At 49.5% G+C, this 18,845-nt stretch carries 14 protein-coding genes and 1 pseudogene; 12 read left to right on the forward strand and 3 right to left on the reverse strand.

Translation table 11 applies throughout. From position 1 onward, the window contains the following. The 8 genes and pseudogenes from ACTS3T_RS09690 to ACTS3T_RS09725 form a co-directional block, all read left to right on the forward strand. Window positions 1-420 (forward strand): annotated as a pseudogene (locus tag ACTS3T_RS09690) (hypothetical protein); the annotation flags it as partial. Between the two features lie 21 nt (window positions 421-441). Next, a complete protein-coding gene (locus tag ACTS3T_RS09695; RefSeq protein ID WP_377961801.1) occupies window positions 442-1,887 on the forward strand; it encodes an ABC transporter substrate-binding protein in 1,446 nt (481 codons plus the stop codon). A gap of 21 nt (window positions 1,888-1,908) precedes the next feature. Then, window positions 1,909-4,689, forward strand: coding sequence for a hybrid sensor histidine kinase/response regulator (locus ACTS3T_RS09700; protein WP_377961798.1), 2,781 nt, complete (start codon window positions 1,909-1,911; stop codon window positions 4,687-4,689). Beyond that, window positions 4,655-6,205 (forward strand): hybrid sensor histidine kinase/response regulator, encoded by a 1,551-nt coding sequence (locus ACTS3T_RS09705; protein ID WP_377961795.1) that lies wholly within the window; start codon window positions 4,655-4,657, stop codon window positions 6,203-6,205. Before ACTS3T_RS09700 ends, ACTS3T_RS09705 begins: the two co-directional genes overlap by 35 nt. 93 nt (window positions 6,206-6,298) lie before the next feature. Further along, window positions 6,299-6,676 (forward strand): response regulator, encoded by a 378-nt coding sequence (locus ACTS3T_RS09710; protein ID WP_377961792.1) that lies wholly within the window; start codon window positions 6,299-6,301, stop codon window positions 6,674-6,676. A gap of 317 nt (window positions 6,677-6,993) precedes the next feature. Beyond that, window positions 6,994-7,416, forward strand: coding sequence for a tetratricopeptide repeat protein (locus tag ACTS3T_RS09715; protein ID WP_377961790.1), 423 nt, complete (start codon window positions 6,994-6,996; stop codon window positions 7,414-7,416). Between the two features lie 316 nt (window positions 7,417-7,732). Beyond that, the gene (locus tag ACTS3T_RS09720; RefSeq protein ID WP_377961787.1) at window positions 7,733-7,930 is read left to right on the forward strand and encodes a hypothetical protein; all 198 of its coding nucleotides are present in this window, start codon (window positions 7,733-7,735) and stop codon (window positions 7,928-7,930) included. Window positions 7,931-8,031: 101 nt separating this feature from the next. After that, window positions 8,032-8,280 (forward strand): hypothetical protein, encoded by a 249-nt coding sequence (locus ACTS3T_RS09725; RefSeq protein WP_377961784.1) that lies wholly within the window; start codon window positions 8,032-8,034, stop codon window positions 8,278-8,280. 30 nt (window positions 8,281-8,310) lie between these two features. Here ACTS3T_RS09725 and rsmH read toward each other — a convergent pair whose 3' ends face one another. Beyond that, complete coding sequence (gene rsmH, locus ACTS3T_RS09730; protein WP_377961781.1) at window positions 8,311-9,204, reverse strand: 16S rRNA (cytosine(1402)-N(4))-methyltransferase RsmH; 894 nt, start codon at window positions 9,202-9,204, stop codon at window positions 8,311-8,313. Between the two features lie 310 nt (window positions 9,205-9,514). Between rsmH and ACTS3T_RS09735 the strand changes: the two genes are divergently transcribed. Both ACTS3T_RS09735 and ACTS3T_RS09740 read left to right on the forward strand, forming a co-directional pair. After that, window positions 9,515-10,699, forward strand: a complete 1,185-nt coding sequence (locus ACTS3T_RS09735; protein WP_377961778.1) for an NAD(P)H-quinone oxidoreductase subunit H — start codon at window positions 9,515-9,517, stop codon at window positions 10,697-10,699. Between the two features lie 225 nt (window positions 10,700-10,924). Then, on the forward strand, window positions 10,925-12,457 hold the full coding sequence (locus tag ACTS3T_RS09740) for a GGDEF domain-containing protein (RefSeq protein WP_377961775.1): 1,533 nt from the start codon (window positions 10,925-10,927) through the stop codon (window positions 12,455-12,457). On the opposite strand, the gene ACTS3T_RS09745 is transcribed toward ACTS3T_RS09740, so the two are convergent. Then, window positions 12,433-16,485, reverse strand: a complete 4,053-nt coding sequence (locus ACTS3T_RS09745; RefSeq protein ID WP_462934926.1) for a hydantoinase B/oxoprolinase family protein — start codon at window positions 16,483-16,485, stop codon at window positions 12,433-12,435. The genes ACTS3T_RS09740 and ACTS3T_RS09745 overlap by 25 nt on opposite strands. 68 nt (window positions 16,486-16,553) lie before the next feature. On the opposite strand from ACTS3T_RS09745, the gene ACTS3T_RS09750 reads away from it, so the two are divergent. After that, window positions 16,554-16,835 carry a hypothetical protein gene (locus tag ACTS3T_RS09750; RefSeq protein WP_377961770.1) on the forward strand — a complete coding sequence of 94 codons (282 nt, stop codon included), beginning with the start codon at window positions 16,554-16,556 and terminating at the stop codon, window positions 16,833-16,835. A gap of 702 nt (window positions 16,836-17,537) precedes the next feature. After that, on the forward strand, window positions 17,538-18,533 hold the full coding sequence (locus tag ACTS3T_RS09755) for an RNA polymerase sigma factor, RpoD/SigA family (protein WP_377961767.1): 996 nt from the start codon (window positions 17,538-17,540) through the stop codon (window positions 18,531-18,533). A gap of 78 nt (window positions 18,534-18,611) precedes the next feature. Here ACTS3T_RS09755 and ACTS3T_RS09760 read toward each other — a convergent pair. Continuing rightward, a partial coding sequence (locus tag ACTS3T_RS09760) for a hypothetical protein (protein ID WP_462934927.1) occupies window positions 18,612-18,845 on the reverse strand: 234 nt, incomplete at its 5' end.

Below are 18,845 nucleotides of genomic sequence, written 5' to 3' on the forward strand. Positions count from 1 at the left end.
ACCAAAATTATTGCTATTACGGCTAGCGCTTTTGAAGAGCAGCAGGCTCAAATTTTTGAGGCGGGCTGTGATGATTTTGTCCGAAAGCCGTTTCGAGAAGCGCTGATTTTTGACAAGCTAGCTGAGTATTTGGGGGTGCAGTATCTCTATGCCGAAGCTTCTCGCAGGGCGGTGGCTTCTCCCCAAGCGATCGCGCAGCGCTATGCGCTTAGTCAAGAACAGATCCAGCAGCAGATGCCAGCAGCTTGGATTGCTGCTTTGCATCAGGCTGCTATTGAGGTTGATGGCGATTTGATTCATCAGCTAATTCAACAAATACCGCCAGAGCAGTTAGCGCTAATTACAGGCTTACAGGCTCTCGCTCAAAATTACGGGTTCGATGAAATTGCAGAACTTACCCAAGCTCAATCTGCTCCCTAACGTTTTGACGGAGATGACGCGATGAACACAGCTCGATGGCTTTTACCCCTCTCGATCAGCAGGCTAGTTTCTTTCCAGGGGCGGCGCTGGAGGCTGCGGGGAACGATGGCGCTGGTCGTTAGCCTAGTCGCGATCGCTTGTAGTTCGCCCGCCCAATTGCCTGTTGCCAGCGAAGAAGAGGCTGCTAACGGCGATCGCGCCGCCAACGAACTAACGATCCTGTGGGACAAAGGCTATGTGCTTGAAGAAGATGAAGCCATTGAAAAAGTCGTTAGCGACTGGGAAGCCAAAACGGGAATTGAGGTAACGCTGTCGTTTTATAACTCGGCTGAGATTGCGCCTAAAACCTTGCGATCGCGGCAGGCCGGGAATCCGCCTGATATTTTGCTGTCGGTAAAGTCGGCTTATCCCATTTCTGACTGGCAGGGCAAATTGGCAGATGTTTCGGCAGTTATCTTACCGATGCGCGATCGCTATTCCAAAGATGCGCTGGCCTCGGCCAAAATGTTTGGGACAACAGTGCCGGAGGGTGAATATTATGGCGTTCCGATCAATCAGTCGTCGATGCATGTTCACTACTGGCGGGATTTGCTAGCGACAGCGGGGTATACCGCTGCCGATATTCCAACCGACTGGGACGGGTTTTGGGCTTTCTGGCAGACGGTGCAGTCTCGGCTGCAAGCTACTCAAAACGCTGACATCTATGGCTTGGGTCTGCCGTTTTCAGCTTCAGCCGCAGATACTTATCAAATTTTTGAACAGGTGCTTAGGGCTTACAATGTTCGCCTGCTAGACGAGGCCGGACAGCTACAGGTTGAAGACCCGACTGTGCGACAGGGCATTGTAGACAGCCTAAACTGGTATGTGCAGTTTTATCGGCAGAAATCGGTACCGCCTCAAGCCGTTAACTGGCTCGATTCAGACAACAACCGCGCTTTTCTTAACCGCGAAGTTGTTATGACGCTCAACCCAACTTTGTCTATTCCAGCCGCCGTACGCAACGACGCCGAGACGTATTTCAATCAGCTTGGCACCATAGAGTTGCCGCCCAAACCCGATGGGACTCCGCTACCGCATTTGGTCATTGTGCGTAAGGCGATTGTGTTTAATGATGGCCCTAACCAAGAAGCGGCTAAAGATTTTTTGGCTTATTTAGTGCAGCCAGAGGTTTTGAATACCTTTTTGAAAAGTAGCTATGGGCGTTTTTCTCCTCCTATCGATGCGATCGCTCAAGATCCTTTTTGGCTCAATGAACAAGACCCCCACGTTTCTACAGTCAATCGCACCCTGGTAGAAGGTCGGGTAGAAGTTTTAGAGAATGTGCGCAATCCGGCCTATGGGGTTTTTCTAGAAGAAAATGTCTGGGGTGAAGTACTCCAGCGGATGGCGGTTGAAAACCTCAGTGCTGAGGCAGGTGCTGATATCGCGATCGCGCGTTTGCAAGCCATCTTTGCTGAGTGGCAGTAGCAGGTTAAAAGCGGAGCGCTGATGAAATTCTGGAAAACTAGCTTTACAACGAGAGTAGCCAGTGCCTTTTTACTGCTGTCTTTGCTCAGCGTTGCAGTGGTGGGGGGAGTGGCGTTTGTGCGGGCGCGGGAAGCGCTGCAACGAGCGGCCTACGATCGCTTAAGCGTAGCCGCTACCCTCAAAGAACAAGAAATCGTTCGCTGGTTTGAATCTTGCGAACGCGACTTTCTGCTCATTCGTCAATTTCCCGATGTTCAACGAAGTTTGCAGCAGATTTTAACGCATTCACCGCAATCGCCGACTTACCAAGCCGCTTATGACCAGCTCATTCGCTACTTTGCTGAATACTCCAGCATCAAAACGCAATTTGCTGAAATTTTACTGCTCGATCGCAGCAATCGCATTATTCTCTCTACCCATGCTGCCCACGAAGGCCAATACGAAATTGCCACCAACTTGACCTATTTTGAAACGGTGCAGCCCGGAGAAACCTTTACACCCGTTTTTTACATCTCTGCCAAAACAGGTAAACCAGCGATTACCTATGCAGCCCCCATTCGCGATCGCAACGGACGCCGCCAAGGTGTGATTTTGGCCGATCTCAACCTTAACCGGATTGACCAAATCGTTAGCGAACGGACCGGACTGGGCGAAACGGGCGAAACCTACGTCGTCGGTTCCTTAAGCAACCGCAATTCTTTTATCTCTAGAGCCAGCTTCGAGGCTCAGTCCTCCCTAGAAAATCTCAGCAGCCAGGGTATTGAGCAGGTGATGGACGGCATCAGCGGGGCGGGTCTTTATCCCAACTACGCCAATGTGCCTGTCATTGGTGTCTATCGCTGGCTTGACAACCAAAATGTCGCCTTGCTGGTTGAAATGAGCCAAGCAGAAGCCCTCTCTAGCCCAGCTCGAAAGCTAGCATTTAGCATCATGATCGTGGGGCTAGGCTCCGTCGGCATTTTGCTGGCGGGTGTGAGTCAGTTAGCGCGTCAACTCAAGCGATCGCGCGAACAGCTAGAAGACTACAGCCATCAGGTAGAAAAAAAAGCTGAAGAAGCTAACACAGCCAACCGCGCCAAAAGTCAGTTTTTGGCTAACATGAGCCACGAATTGAGAACCCCCCTCAACGCCATTTTGGGCTTTTCTCAACTGATGACGCGTGATCCTAGCTGTAGCGACACTCAGCTAGAAAGCCTCAGCATTATCAGCCGCAGCGGTGAGCATCTGCTAACCCTAATTGACGATGTTCTCTCTATGTCTAAGATTGAAGCTGGCTTGACCACCCTCAACCTCACCAGCTTTGACCTGTATAGCCTTTTAGATGCTTTAGAAACCATGCTGCGGGTTAAGGCCGACGCGCAAGGGCTGCAACTGGTTTTTCAGCGATCGCCTGCTGTGCCTCACTATGTCAAAACTGATGAAGGCAAACTGCGCCAGGTTTTAATCAACCTCATCGGCAACGCTATTAAGTTCACCGCTAAAGGGCGGGTGGAACTGAAGGTAGAAGCTAACAAGAACGCACCAGCAAAAGATTTTGTCAGCGCCAGCCCCGGCGAGGAAGCCGCCAAAGCAGCGCCGCCAAATTCAAAATTCAAAGTTCAAAATTCAAAACTGCTCTCTCCTGCCTCACCCCCTGCCCCCTACTGTCTTCACTTTGAAGTGACTGACACGGGACCTGGGATTGCCCCCAATGAACTGGATCAACTGTTTAACCCTTTTGTGCAAACCACAACCGGGCAAAAGTCACAGCAAGGCACAGGATTAGGTCTTTCAATTAGCCGCAGCTTTGTGCAGCTTATGGGGGGTGATATCACTGTTCACAGCGTTTTGGATCAAGGCTCTATTTTTGCGTTTGACATTGATGTCTGCTTGGCAGAAACAGCGGACGTACAGCCGCGATCGCAAAATCGTCGCATTATTGGCCTAGCGCCCGATCAGCCTGTCTATCGCCTTCTGATTGTCGAAGACCGCTGGGAAAATCGTCAACTCTTGTTGCGTACCCTCCAACCCCTTGGTTTTGAAATTTGCGAAGCGGTTAACGGTCAAGAAGGACTTGATCTCTGGACAATTTGGCAACCGCACTTGATCTGGATGGATATGCGGATGCCTGTTATGGATGGCTACGAAGCCACTCGGCGGATCCGGCAGATTGAGCAGGAGCGGCAGGGGAAGAAGGGGAGGGGAGAGGGGGGAGATGGGAGAGATGGGGGAGATAGGGGAGAGGGGGGAGAGAGGGAAGAGGGGAAAGGGCAGGCTATAAAGCGCAAACTAACGTCTGCGGAAACACGATGGTTAGAGCAAGATGCCTCACAAAATTTAAAGACTTCTCCGCCCAGGCTTTTGTCCCCGGCTGCTAGAGCCTCTGCTACCCCTACCAAAATTATTGCTATCACTGCCAGCGCTTTTGAAGAGCAACAAGCGCAAATTCTAGCTGCTGGCTGTGATGATTTTGTGCGTAAACCATTTCGAGAAGAAGTTATTTTCAACAAGCTGGTGACTCACCTGGGCGTTCAATTTCTCTATGCATCGCCTGCCCCTGCTGCTGCTATTGCGTCCTCTTCTTCGCTCACAGCCGAACAGCTAACCACCCTGCCCCCCGATTGGATTAGTGAGCTTTATACGGCGGCTGTTCGGGTAGATGCTGACTGGATAGAGCGCTTGATTGGTCAACTTCCAGAGAATCAAGCCGATCTAGCCCAGCAGTTGCGTGAACTGATCGATCGCTTTGACTTTGACACGATTATTGAATTAACCCAGGAAAAGGCTGATGCTAACGCCATCCATGAATACACCCAAAGCTGACATTCTGGTGATTGATGACACACCCGAAAATCTTCACTTGCTGTCTGACATGCTGACGCAGCAGGGGTATAAAGTGCGTAGCGTTACTAAAGGCATGACAGGGGTGCGAGGGGCGATCGCCGCCCCGCCTGATTTGGTTTTGCTGGATGTCAACATGCCGCAGATGAACGGCTATGAGGTTTGTCAGCAGCTTAAACAAAGCGATCGCACTCAAGACATTCCGGTCATTTTTATCAGTGCGCTAGGAGATGTGCTAGATAAAGTCAAAGCTTTTGCCGTTGGCGGCGTAGACTACATCACCAAGCCGTTTCAGGTAGAAGAAGTGCTGGCTCGCATTGAAACGCACCTCACCATCTGCCGCCTACAAAAGCAGATCCAAAACCGCAACCAGCAGCTCCAGCAAGAAATTCAGGAACGTCAGCAAGCCGAGGAGAAATTCACCAAGGCGTTTCGAGCCAGCCCCCACCCGATTGCCATTACAACCCTGGCCGATCACCGCTTTGTTGAGGTTAACCCTAGCTTTGTGCGCATGAGCGGCTACACCAGAGAGGCCATTTTAGGACAAACCTCTGATGATTTAGGGCTGGGTTTTCGCCCAGAGGCTTACGAGCAAGGGCTAAAGACGCTTTTGGCCACCGGATCTTTTTGCAATCAAGAATTTGAGTTTCGGACTCAAGGCGATCGCTGGCGCACAGTATTGCTTTCGCTCGATCGCATTCATTTGGCTGAAACCCCCTGCATTTTGCAAATTATTAACGACATTACTGAGCGCAAGCGCCTCGAAAACGAGTTTATTTCATTGGTCAGCCATGAACTGCGCACACCCATGAGTTCCATCATTGGTTCGCTCGATATTTTGAGCACCGGGCAACTCGGTGAGCTAAACGAGCAGGGTAAACAAGTGCTAAAAATGGCCACCACCAACACCGAACGGCTGATCCGCTTGGTCAATGACATCCTTGATTTAGAGCGGATCAAGTCAGGCAAAATCAACCTGCAAAAGACTGTCTGCAATGTGGCTGATCTGCTCACCCAAGCGGCAGAAGCGATGCAAGCCATGGCTGAAAAAGCTCAGGTCAAACTTATCATTGAGCCAATAGAAGCCAACCTTTGGGCTGACCCCGATCGCATTTTGCAAGCCCTAACCAACTTGCTGAGCAACGCTATCAAATTTTCAGAGCCGCAGGGAACCGTGTGGTTAAAAGCAGAGAAAACCGAAAACTCACCACTCACCACTCACCACTCTTCTCCGTACTCGCCGGACGCTCTCTTCATTACCGTTCGCGACGAAGGACGAGGCATTCCTCAAGACAAGCTACAAAGCATCTTTGAACGGTTTCAACAGGTGGATGCTTCTGATTCGCGCAAAAAAGGAGGGACTGGGTTAGGACTCGCTATTTGCCGCAACATTGTTGAGCAACACGATGGCCACATTTGGGCGGAGAGTTCACCGGGAAAAGGCAGTGTGTTTAAGCTGCAGATCCCCTTATCGGCAAAACCGTCAGCCTCAAGCTAAAAATTGAGAAAACCTTGCTTTCTGCGCTCAAACAATAGCCGTCTCAGTTTCGCGTCTTGTTTTTATTTTTTGCATAAATCCGAATGGACTTATATGACTAAACGTATCTTGCTGGTAGATGATGAACCGGACGTCCGGGCGATCGCGCGTCTGGGTCTAGAAATGGGGGCTGGCTGGCAGGTGCTAGATGCGACTTCGGGCAAGGAAGCGCTGCGAATGGCGGCTAAGCACCAGCCAGATGTAATTTTGCTAGATATGATGATGCCAGATATGGACGGGCGATCGACCCTCAAAGCGCTCAAATCTAATGCCGTCACCCATCAAATTCCGGTGATTTTAGTCACCGCTAAGGTGCAGCAAAGCGATCAGCAAAATTTTGCCGACTTAGAAGTAGCCGCCGTCTTTGCTAAACCGTTTCGTCCCCTCCAGCTAGCTGATCAGATTCGACACACGTTAGGTTGGTCGGCCTAATCTTCAGAGGATGTTTGAAAAATCCTATTTTTTGGAGCAAAAGCGGAGATCTCCCTACATCTCCCTTAAAAAGGGGCTTTTACCCCACTTTTTAAGAGGCAAGGGGGGATCAACAGATGCCTAAAGCTACAGCAGATCACTTTTCAAATACCCTTTCAACTGAGCAGCGATCGCCTGAGGCAACGACACAGCTATAGCTGTCGCCACCAGCGCTGAGACACCTTAATTGCGAAAAGCCGTCCTTCTGCTTTTAGCCTTCTGCCGTTAGCTATATATGCTAGTAGACTAGCTTTGGTTAGTTTTAAGACATTGACAGTATGACTCAATCAGTTGACACGCTCTTTGATGAAGGGATTAAGCGCTATCAGTCGGGTGAATCCGCAAAAGACTTGATCCCCATTTTTAAAGAAATATGCGATCGCACGCCCAAAAATAGCGCTGCTTGGACTTGCCTAGCTTGGCTTTATTTGCTGGCCGATAAACCCAATTCGGCTCTAAAAGCAGCGCAAAAGGGCGTTAAGCTTGCCCCTCAAGATCCCCAAGCCCGAATTAACCTATCCATCGCCATGTTAGAAGCGGGTAAGCCAGGGGTTCGCTCTCATGTAGAACTCGCAGGACGAGCCGTTTCGGCGATCCCAGAAATTCGCCAAGAAGTTGAGAGCAATTTTGAAGAAGGATTAAGCCGAAAACCCGATTGGCCTAGCCTACAGCGAGTCAAAAATTGGCTATTTGAAAGTTAGAAACCAATAGTTCACAGTCGTTTGCTCAGCTTTGAGAAGAGATTGGCAACAAGATTTTAATGATTAACCTTGATTAAGCTGTAGCGGCCTTACTTAATCAAATTCAGCCTGGGGATCAAGGCTTGATCCCCAAAAAATACTATTTTTTAAGCGCTGAAGGCATTATCAGGCGGGCGATCCCCAAGCTCTACGTCTGCAATATTTGATCAGATAACTTAATGAGAGATTCAAGAAGCTAATGATAGGATTCAGTTAAGACAGCGATAAGTTTTGCTTGTCTGTTGCACTGCTGATGTCGCCCTAACGGAGTAAAAATATGGCTAGCCGCACTGTAGAAGTTAAGCCTGAGACTCGTAATCACAAAGGCTTTTTTGTTCAAGAAGCTGCTTACAAGTTGATGGGTATTGAAAAATCAGGCTGGGCTTTAATTTGTTTAGATGAAGCCACTTGCCATTATGTTGATCCTGACAATCTAGAATCCGCAGCTATTTGGGAAGGTCAAGAATCTGAGTAATTTAAGATCACTTAAGCTCGAAGCTCAGTAAAAATAATTGAATAATTTAGCTTCTACAGTATGGCTGTTCTAAAATCAGGGAGCGGCCATATTTTTTTGTTATGAAAGATAAATTAATCAACATTTTGAACTGGCTTTTAGTCATCAACCTTTTTTTCGTATTGTTTAGCTTTTTTTGGTTTGCGACTGCTCTAGTTGGTCGCTCTTTCGACTTCAATTTGGGGTTTGACCTCTGGTACGCTCTCTGGGATCCACTATTTATGCCAGCCATTGGCATTCTCATGGCTGGTTCCCTTTTAAGCGGCTTAATTAGCTGGGTAAATCGACGGCTGGCTGCCAAAGAGGGCTAGTTCAGAAATTTGCCCCTCACTCCTAGCCACTCATTCCTCTTTCTTTTCTGCTACGCGCAATTTAGCCGATCGCGATCGCGAATTAAATTGAATTTCTTCATCTTGAGCAGTAATAGGCTTTTTTGTTAGCACCTGTAGCTGAGGATGGTTGCGCATGCTGTGCTTAACACGGCGATCTTCAAGGCTATGAAAACTAATAATAGCCAGACGACCATGGGGCTTGAGCCAGCGAGGGGCTTGCTCTAAAAGCGTTTCTAAAACTGCTAGCTCTTGGTTAACAGCAATGCGCAAGGCTTGAAAAACGCGGGTTGCCGGGTTGATACGGCCATAGCGATATTTAGGGGGCACAGAACGCGCGATCGCGTCTGCTAGGTCTGTAGTGGTTTGAAAAGGACGCTGGGCAACGATTGCCCGCGCAATTCGCCGAGAAAGCCGCTCTTCGCCGTAGTGATAAAAAATATCAGCGAGTTGCTTTTCTTCCCAGTGGTTGACAATTTCAGCCGCCGTCAGCGCTTGCTGGCGATCCATACGCATGTCTAACGGGGCTGCTAAGCGAAAGCTAAAACCCCGTTCGGCAATGTCAAATTGGGCAGAGCTAACGCCTAAATCGGCCAAAATGCCATCAAAACGGCGATCGCCAGGGTCATACTGGCTAAAGTTGCCGTGCCAAAATTCAACGCGATCGCCATAGGGCGCTAATGTAGCTTGAGCAGCCGCGATCGCCTGCGTATCTTGATCAATGGCCACCAGCGTACTTTCTGGCATGGCCGTCAACAGCAGTTGGCTATGCCCACCGCCACCAACGGTAGCGTCTAGATATTGTCCCTTAGGGGCAAAAGCCAGGTATTGCAAAACTGCCTGCCCCAACACAGGGACATGATGAAATTCCGTTTGAGCCGCTTCTTCAGGCGATCGCGTAGTCATGCTGAGCTATAAATCCGCGCAAAAATTAGCCTTTGGGGTATCAGGCTAAGCCTAACGCACCGTTTTACGAAAGCAACGTTAAAAACGATTGCCCAAGCCCCCCGTCTTCACCCTGCCTCAGCATTGAAGAATCAGCATTGAAGGTTTGAAACAAAAGTATAACAATAGAGATAAGCAAACCGATGACGGCAAAGGCTTCTGTTTGGCCCATCTGGCTGTAGACTTTGCTTTAGTGTCATCTTAAATAGACTAAGGCTGTTGCTCACGCAGAAAGCCTTGCTGAAAGCCTCTAGGGAGAGAACGCTCATCTATGACTAGGCTCGAAACCAGAACAGAGCCAATGGTGTTAAACATGGGGCCTCACCACCCGTCAATGCACGGGGTGTTGCGCCTAATTGTCACCTTGGACGGCGAAGATGTCGTTGACTGCGAACCTGTAATTGGCTATCTTCATCGCGGTATGGAGAAAATCGCCGAAAACCGCACAAACATTATGTTTGTCCCCTACGTGAGTCGGTGGGATTATGCGGCAGGCATGTTCAACGAAGCCATTACGGTCAACGCACCTGAGCAGCTAGCTGACATTGAAGTACCGAAACGCGCCAGCTATATTCGCGTCATCATGCTGGAGCTAAACCGTATTGCCAATCACCTGCTGTGGCTTGGCCCTTTTCTTGCTGACGTGGGGGCTCAAACTCCCTTTTTCTACATTTTCCGTGAGCGGGAAATGATCTATGACCTGTGGGAAGCAGCTACAGGTATGCGGTTAATCAACAACAACTATTTCCGCATTGGCGGCGTCGCGGCTGATTTACCCTACGGCTGGATCGACAAGTGTTTAGACTTTTGCGACTACTTTTTACCCAAAGTAGATGAGTACGAGCGCTTAATCACCAACAACCCCATTTTTCGTCGCCGGGTTGAGGGCATCGGCACCGTCACCCGCGATGAAGCCATTAATTGGGGACTTTCGGGGCCGATGTTGCGCGGTTCTGGGGTGAAGTGGGATCTACGCAAAGTTGACCACTACGAATGCTATGACGACTTTGACTGGGAAGTTCAATGGGAAACGGCAGGCGACTGCATGGCGCGGTACCTGGTTCGAATCCGGGAGATGCGAGAGTCGGTCAAAATCATCCGGCAAGCCTGCAAAATGATTCCTGGTGGCCCTTATGAAAACCTGGAGGCCAAACGCATGGCGGAAGGGCCTAAGTCTGAGTGGAATGATTTTGATTATCAGTTTATTGGTAAAAAAATTCCACCCACCTTTAAAATTCCGGCTGGTGAACATTACGTCAGAATGGAGACGGGTAAAGGCGAATTGGGCGTTTTCATCATCGGTGACGACAATGTCTTTCCCTGGCGCTTCAAAATTCGAGCACCCGACTTCAACAACTTGCAGATTTTGCCTTACTTGCTGCGTGGAGTCAAAGTTGCCGATATTATGGCAATTTTAGGCAGCATTGATATCATCATGGGTTCTGTCGATCGCTAGCGATCGACATTAGCAAAGTAACGCATGTTTGAGCAGGTTCTAGATGAGCCTGCTTTTCTGTTGTTGCGCAAATTAGCTGAACTTTTGAATTTCTGCAGACTTCCATGATTTCCAGGGGCACCTTAGGATCACGCTACCATCGGCAAGCCATTGTAGATGTAAACTCAACTCATGCTATCTGTAGCTTGCCAGAGGGGCTGTTGTTTCTGTTTTGAGTGAGCTGTTTTGAAAACTTCTGAGTCTATCGCTTCACAGGCAGTCCTCGATCAGCAATGCCGTCATGTTCAACTGCTGAGACAGATTATGGCCATTGTTCAGCAGACTAATGGTACGCAAGTTTACCGCGCGATCGCTCATCAAATCGGTTCTTTGCTTGCGGTTAACTGTTGTCTAATCTGGACTAGCCAGAACCAATCGCTAACGTTGCAAGCGCTTTACCAGTCTGAAGAAGCGCCACTTGAGATCAGCCTAGAACAACTTCAGGCTTATCTGGCAGAACGGTTGACTGAGAATACTAGCGCTTTTATTGTCTCAAGCGAAGGCACAGTTTTAGACGTTCAAACTCATCAAAATCAGTGGCCTCAAGCGGCAGCTTTTTGGCTTGTACCCACTTACTCTCAGCAACAACTCAACGGTTGGCTGGGGTTGCAGATGCCTCAATCAGCTTGGGATGCCTTACCCAACGGTTGGCTGCAAGACATTACGGTTCAGTTAGGGATTGCGATCGCTCAAAATCGGTTGGCTGACTGTGAGCGTCAGCTCAAACTTTCCACCATAGAACGCACCCAAGCCGAACAAGCATGGCAAGAAAGCCAGCGTTTTATTCAAAGCATTACAGACGCCAGCACCAACATTCTCTATTTGTATGAACTAGAATCTCAGTGTTTAACCTATGCCAACCAGCAACTTGAAAAAGTTTTAGGCTATCACCTCAGCGAAATTCAATATCGCTCCAGTCAAACGATTCATCCCCAAGACCTAGAACGGCTCAATAGTCAGCGGCAACGTTCTGTTGCCTTGCAAGATGGCGAAGTATTAGAAGGGGAGTATCGCTTCCGTCACAGCAAAGGCTACTGGCGATGGTTGCTCATTCGGGAAACGGTTTACAGCCGCTCACTCGACGGCATGCCTCGCCAGCTTTTGGGAACAGCAACCGATATTACTGCCCTCAAACAGACCAGTTCTGACCTGGAAAAAGCCAACGAAGCCTTAGAAAGATTGGCAGCCACCGATGAGCTGACGCAGCTAGCCAATCGCCGCTATTTGATGAATTATTTGACCCGGCAATGGCAAAAGCTGTTAGAAACGCAGCAGCCATTGACTTTGATCTTGTGTGATGTGGACTACTTTAAGCGCTACAACGATACTTACGGTCACCAGTCTGGTGACGAATGCCTTAGACAAGTTGGGCTGGCTCTAAAGGCTTCCGTTCGACGCTCAAGTGATTTGGTTGCTCGTTATGGTGGAGAAGAATTTGTCTTGGTTCTGCCACGAACGACCGCAGCAGATGCCGTTCAGGTCGCAACCCGCATTCGCCAAAATGTTCGCCAACAAGCGATTGAGCATCGTCAGTCTGAAATTAGCCAATATCTCACCGTTAGCTTAGGGATTGCTGGTGCAGTGCCAACTGACTCTCAGTCTATTGAAAAACTCATGACCAGAGCCGATCAAGCGCTCTACACGGCAAAATGCCAGGGTCGCGATCGCGTTTGTATTGCCGATGCCACAACGGGTCATTCTTCAATCATGTGCCCGTAACCACCGCCGCCTGGTGTTTCAATCACCATCACATCCCCAGGTTGCATAGCAATAGTTGCTTGATTGCTGAAGAGTTCAGTTTGACCGTCACTGCGTTCTACAAGATTTTTGCCGACTTTACCCGCTTGCCCCCCTGCTAAACCAAAAGGGGGAACCTGACGACGACTCGACAAAATAGCCGCCATCATAGGCTGCAAAAATTTAATCCGGCGAATAATCCCATTGCCACCGCAATAGCGCCCCCGCCCGCCACTATCAGAACGGATTTGAAACTGTTCTAAGCGGACTGGAAACCGCCATTCTAAAACTTCAGGATCTGTTAGGCGAGAGTTGGTCATGTGGGTGTGAACGGCATCAGTGCCGTCAAAGTCTGGGCCAGCGCCTGAGCCACCGCAAATGGTTTCGTAGTACTGATAGGTGTCATTACCAAACGTAAAATTATTCATCGTTCCCTGCGAACCTGCGAGCTTGCCTAAAGCTCCATAAAGGGCATCTGTAATGGCCTGCGAAGTCTCGACATTGCCAGCAACAACTGCCGCTGGTGGATGGGGGTTGAGTAAACAACCTGCTGGTATAACAATCTCTAAGGGCTTCAGACATCCTGCATTTAAAGGGATATCATCATCAACCAGGGTGCGAAAGACATAAAGTACCGCCGCTTTGCAAACAGCGGTTGGGGCGTTGAAGTTGTTGGGCAGTTGAGGCGAGGTGCCCGAAAAGTCAATTTTAGCGCTGCGGGTAGTCCGATCAATCGTGATGCTGACAGCGATCTGGCGACCATCGTCTAACTGGTTGGTAAACTGACCTGCCTGCAGTACCTCAATGACCTGTCTTACACAGTTTTCGGCATTGTCCTGAACGTGCTGCATATAGCTTTGCACCGTTGCTAGGCCATAGTGAGCCACCATTTTATGCAGTTCTTGTACCCCTTTCTCGTTAGCCGCGATTTGAGCTTGCAAGTCAGCCATGTTTTGAGTAGGATTGCGGGCTGGATAGGTTGCCGCTGTCAGTAGATTGAGCACAGCCGCTTCGCGAAAGTGCCCTCGATCAACAAGCTGAAAGTTGTCAATTAGAACGCCTTCCTGCTCGATAGAGGTGCTCTCTGGCGGCATTGAACCGGGCGTGATGCCGCCAACATCGGCATGATGTCCGCGCGAGGCGACGTAGAAAAGCGGTTGGGCTGCTTGTGTAGATGTTTGCAAGCTGAAGACTGGCGTGATTACGGTGATGTCTGGTAGATGCGTACCGCCGTTATAGGGGTTGTTCAACATATAGACATCTCCCGGCTTCAGTGAATTTGACTTAGCCTGAATCAGACTTTGCACACTTTCTCCCATTGAACCTAGGTGCACGGGGATATGAGGTGCGTTAGCCACGAGTTGCCCCTGGCTGTCAAAAATAGCGCAGGAAAAATCTAATCGTTCTTTGATGTTGACGGAGTAGCTGGTGTTTTGCAGCGTTACCCCCATTTCTTCAGCGATCGCCCGAAAGAGGTTGTTGAAAATTTCTAGTAAGACTGGATCGGGGGAGGAGGGCGGGAGGGGGAGAGGGGGGGAAAGGGGGAGAGGTTTGGGGTTTGCAGATTCGGCTTCTATCCCGTCTTTATCTTCTCCAACTCCCTCAGCTTCCTTCTCTTTTCTAGCTCCCTCAGCTTCCCTCTCTTCTCCAACTCCCTCAGCTTCCTTCTCTTCTCCAACTCCCTCAGCTTCCTTCTCTTTTCTGGCTCTCTCAGCTTCCCTTTCTGCGTGTTCTTCAACTTGCTGCAAAACTAAATATCCCTGCTCTGTTATACAGGCGTCCCAACCTGGCTCAACTACGTTAGTCCCTGTAGCTTCGATAATGAGGGCTGGCCCGGAGAGGCGATCGCCGCTACGTAAGTCTGTTCGCTGATAGATGGGGGTTTCTTGCCAGCGATCGCGAGTGTAGACCGCTACCGTGGCTTTGGGGGTTGGGGCGGTTTGGGGGGAATTGTCTCTAAAGGTTTCCTCAGGAGCAATTGTCTGAGCAATGACTTCAACTGAAACGGCTTCGGCTATGAGAGATTTCTGAGGCATGATGAAGCCGTAGCGTTGCTGGTAAGCGTCTTCAAACTCGGCTCGCATTGTCTGCAAATCCCCAAAGGCGACGACTAAGGGTGAATCGCTACCCTCATAGCGCAAATGAACTTTGGGCAAAACCACAATGCGATCGCTCGATTGCAAGGGTTCAACAGGCGGGATGTCTAATCCCTGCTGGCACAAATCAGCTTTTTTCTTCCGGGCAAGCTTTTCTAAGGCTTGGGTGATCTGGGCTATGTTTTCGGCGGTTAAAGGCTGCTCAATTGCTTGTTCTGCTAGGGCACGGATATCGGCTAAGCCCATACCGTAAGCCGAAAGTACCCCTGCATAAGGGTGAATAAAAATTTCCTGAATACCCAGAGTTTCGGCAATTAAGCAGGCATGTTGCCCCCCTGCTCCGCCAAAGCAACACAGCACGTAAGCTGAAACATCGTGACCCCGTTGCACCGAGATTTTCTTGATGGCGTTGGCCATTTTTTCAACGGCGATCGCTAGAAAGCCTGAGGCTACTTGCTCAGGCGATCGCGTGTTGCCTGTTTGAGTTTGAATTTGAGCCGCCAACTCAAAAAACTTTTGCTGCACAATCGCTGTATCAAGAGATTGATTACCCGCAGAGCCAAAGACTTGCGGAAAAAAATCAGGCTGGAGCTTACCTACCATGACATTGCAGTCGGTTACAGCTAACGGCCCACCATTGCGGTAGCAGGCTGGCCCCGGATACGCTCCAGCCGAAGCCGGGCCGACTCGATAACGCGCCCCATCAAAACTCAAAATAGACCCCCCCCCAGCAGCCACGGTATGAATTGCCATCATCGGGGCGCGTAACCGCACGCCTGCGACCTCAGTTTCAAAGGTGCGTTCATAGGTACCGCTGTAGTGAGAGACATCTGTAGAGGTACCGCCCATATCAAAGCCAATAATCTTTTGATACCCAGCCCGCTGGCTGGTTTGCACCGCTCCCACAATGCCTCCTGCTGGCCCAGACAGAATACTGTCTTTGCCTTGAAACAGGCTGGCATCTGTAAGGCCGCCGTTGGACTGCATAAACATGAGGCGAGGGGGGGAAGGGGGAGGGGAAAGAGGGTTTTGCGCACTGGCTTTGTCTGTCGATAGCGCCTCTGGTGGTAATCTTTTAAGCGCTAAACTTTGCTCTCCTCCTTCTCCCTGTCCTGGCTTGTCTTTCTGACCGTCTGTGCTTTCCTGCTGGCTTCCTTTACCCAGCTCTGTGGTTATGCGATCGACGTACCGCCGCAGGATAGGAGATAGATAGGCGTCAACAACGGTGGTGTCTCCTCGGCTAATCAGCTTCATCAAAGGGCTGACCTGATGAGAAACTGAAATTTGGCTAAAGCCAATTTCTTGGGCGATCGCTGCTACTTGCCGTTCATGGGCTGGGTAACGGTAGCCATGCATTAAGACAATGGCACAGCTATGAATGCCGCGATCGTAGCTGTGCTGCAAAGCCGTTTTGAGCTGAGCGGCAGCGCTAGAGGTAAGCGGCTGTAAGGCTTCGCCGTGGGCACTCATGCGCTCAGGGACTTCAATGACCTGTTCGTAGAGCATTTCAGGCAGCACAATCTGACGAGCAAAGATGTCTGGACGATTTTGGTAGCCAATTCGAAGGGCATCGCGAAATCCTTGAGTGATCAGGAGAACAGTGCGATCGCCCCGGCGTTCGAGTAGGGCATTGGTTGCAACCGTGGTTCCCATTTTGATAGCCGCAATCTTAGCGGCTGGAATCGGCTGTTCAGCCGTCAGCCCCATCACCTCTCGAATACCTTGCAAGGGTGCATCCTGATAGCGATCAGGATTTTCTGAAAGCAATTTGTGAATAATAATTTTTCCGTCAGGCTGTTGGGCAACCACATCAGTAAAGGTGCCGCCTCGATCGATCCAAAATTGCCAGCGATCGCTTGAATGCTCAGCCATGTTGATAATCAGTCCTAAGAAGAATAAAAAATCCACATCCATTGCTTACAACTAAATATAGTTTCAGTTACGAGCTAGGTTGTGGAACCCATGCGTTAGCGAGCAGAAGGATGTCTTTATTAGAGTTTTTGGGGTTGCTGGTGATTGCTGCTATCTGTGGCGGTTTAGGTCAGTCACTGGTGGGTTATTCGGTGGGGGGATGTCTGGCCTCTATATTGGTAGGAATTATGGGAGCCTATCTAGGGTTATGGATTGCCAGAGAATTCAGTTTGCCTGTGCTGATAGCGTTCAACATCGGGGGTCAGCCTTTTCCGATTATCTGGTCAGTGATTGGAGCAGCGTTGCTAGCAGCTCTGTTCGGCTTGATTAACCGGGCTATTCGTTCACGCTAGCGTCTCTTTGCCATGAGCAAAACTTAAGGTGGCTATCAGCCTGTTCTCAGAACAAATTGCAATAATAAATCGTCAAAGCTAATTAACTTTGCAAGTCTTGGGTTAATATAGCAGACTAGCTAAACTGCTTTTTCTGTTACATTTTCATGACAAAGGGGAAGGCTAAACTTAATCCACTTGCCCATAGGCAAGCGAGTTCGGTTTTCCGGTTGGGTTCTCCTCCCCTAATCGCCAACTGAGTAAGGGATGATGGAGCAACACCGTAGCATTGACCTGTTAGAGCTGTTAGCCAAACGTCTGAAAGTCCTTGCTGAGGGCAGTTTCAGAGACTGGCTAGCTCAATGCTACCCATAGAAAGGAGCTAGCGTTTCGGCACTTTACGCGACTGAGGAAATGTTTTATCATAGAAATACGAAGTCATTACGATTTTGATTAACGCCATCCACACATAGGCATTTTCGGTGATCACCGGACGACTTTAGGGCTATTAAGTGGGGCGTCACTCCAGACATGTCTGGGTTTGAGGAGTGAGCGCCACCAGCTGTTTTTTGCTACATCAGAGCCTGCCCGGTTTGAGCTTAGGAAAGCAGAACTTTTCTATGCCGATAGTTGTCTTTACGTTTTTGGTGTAGTTGTGTTCTCTCCAAAGCCTGGATTCTGTTCAGGCTGGTATCGGCATTTTCAGCGGAGGCGAGTTTATCCATGTCCAAAGTAAAAGCACGCCAGACGAAATCTCGCAGTAAGGCAAAGCCCCTGTTTACGACAGATGCAGTGCGTACTTATCTTCACGAGATTGGTCGGGTTCCTCTTTTAACCCACGAACAAGAGATTATTTTAGGCAAACAGGTTCAGCAACTGATGGCACTTTTAGAGATTAAAGAAGTGCTAGAAGAAAATCTGGATCGTGAAATCTCTGATCAAGAGTGGGCAGAAAAAGCGGGTCTGAACCTTGAAGATTTGCGCAAGCAGGTTCGTAAGGGGCAGCGTGCTAAGCGCAAAATGATTGAAGCCAATTTAAGGCTGGTTGTAGCGATCGCCAAAAAATATCAGAAACGAAATTTAGAGTTTCTGGATTTGATTCAGGAAGGGACGCTAGGGCTAGAGCGAGGAGTTGAAAAATTTGACCCAACCAAGGGTTACAAGTTTTCAACCTACGCTTACTGGTGGATTCGCCAAGCCATCACGCGAGCGATCGCCCAGCAGGCGCGAACCATCCGTCTGCCTATTCACATTACTGAAAAGCTCAATAAGATCAAAAAAGTACAGCGAGAGCTGGCTCAAAAACTGGGTCGCGCGGCCTCTCCAGTAGAAATTGCTGAGGAGCTAGAACTAGATCCCAAGCAAATTCGGGAGTTTTTGCTGCTGGCGCGACAGCCAATCTCCCTCGACGTGCGGATTGGCGACAACCAAGACACTGAGCTACAAGAACTGCTGGAAGACGATGGTGCTTCACCAGAGGACTTTACCGTCCAAGAATCTTTGCGGCAGGATATTCGCGGTATGCTTTCAGAGCTGACACCGCAACAGCAAGAAGTGATTACGCTGCGTTTTGGTTTAAATGATGGCAACGAGCTGTCGTTAGCAAAAGTCGGCCAGCGGATGAGCATCAGCCGGGAACGGGTACGTCAACTAGAGCAGCAAGCGTTGAAGCACCTGCGGCGGCGCAAGTCTAACATTCAAGGCTACCTAGCCAGCTAGCAGACTTTAAAAATGAGCGAATCAAAAGCGCGGCAAGACCGCGCTTTTTTAATGGTTGGCCGCGAGGGGCTATCTCGCCTACCAGTGATTTCTATCGCAATGAAGGTGCTGAAGCTGGGTCAGATTGCGGTATGGACAAGGCCAGTTTCCATTAGGGAAAGCGAGTACAGCAGTTAATAGAGTAAGCGACATGTCAGGTGGTGTATTTGCCGCTTTTAGCTTGTAGCCCCCATCCTGAACAAAATTAGGCAGGTGGGTCTTGTTTTTGCTCAAGCAAAAAGGGTTGGTGTCGCTTGTGGCTGTTTGAGCTTT

Source organism: Almyronema sp. (genome assembly GCF_052168255.1).
Classification (GTDB): domain Bacteria; phylum Cyanobacteriota; class Cyanobacteriia; order Phormidesmidales; family Phormidesmidaceae; genus Sphaerothrix; species Sphaerothrix epifaneia.

Bases quoted from the DNA above. Each gene is read 5' to 3' on its own strand.
- ACTS3T_RS09695 (WP_377961801.1), top strand. From the start codon at position 442: ATGAACACAGCTCGATGGCTTTTACCCCTCTCGATCAGCAGGCTAGTT.
- ACTS3T_RS09700 (WP_377961798.1), top strand. From the start codon at position 1,909: ATGAAATTCTGGAAAACTAGCTTTACAACGAGAGTAGCCAGTGCCTTT.
- ACTS3T_RS09705 (WP_377961795.1), top strand. From the start codon at position 4,655: ATGCTAACGCCATCCATGAATACACCCAAAGCTGACATTCTGGTGATT.
- ACTS3T_RS09710 (WP_377961792.1), top strand. From the start codon at position 6,299: ATGACTAAACGTATCTTGCTGGTAGATGATGAACCGGACGTCCGGGCG.
- ACTS3T_RS09715 (WP_377961790.1), top strand. From the start codon at position 6,994: ATGACTCAATCAGTTGACACGCTCTTTGATGAAGGGATTAAGCGCTAT.
- ACTS3T_RS09720 (WP_377961787.1), top strand. From the start codon at position 7,733: ATGGCTAGCCGCACTGTAGAAGTTAAGCCTGAGACTCGTAATCACAAA.
- ACTS3T_RS09725 (WP_377961784.1), top strand. From the start codon at position 8,032: ATGAAAGATAAATTAATCAACATTTTGAACTGGCTTTTAGTCATCAAC.
- rsmH (WP_377961781.1), bottom strand. From the start codon at position 9,204: ATGACTACGCGATCGCCTGAAGAAGCGGCTCAAACGGAATTTCATCAT.
- ACTS3T_RS09735 (WP_377961778.1), top strand. From the start codon at position 9,515: ATGACTAGGCTCGAAACCAGAACAGAGCCAATGGTGTTAAACATGGGG.
- ACTS3T_RS09745 (WP_462934926.1), bottom strand. From the start codon at position 16,485: ATGGATGTGGATTTTTTATTCTTCTTAGGACTGATTATCAACATGGCT.
- ACTS3T_RS09750 (WP_377961770.1), top strand. From the start codon at position 16,554: ATGTCTTTATTAGAGTTTTTGGGGTTGCTGGTGATTGCTGCTATCTGT.
- ACTS3T_RS09755 (WP_377961767.1), top strand. From the start codon at position 17,538: ATGTCCAAAGTAAAAGCACGCCAGACGAAATCTCGCAGTAAGGCAAAG.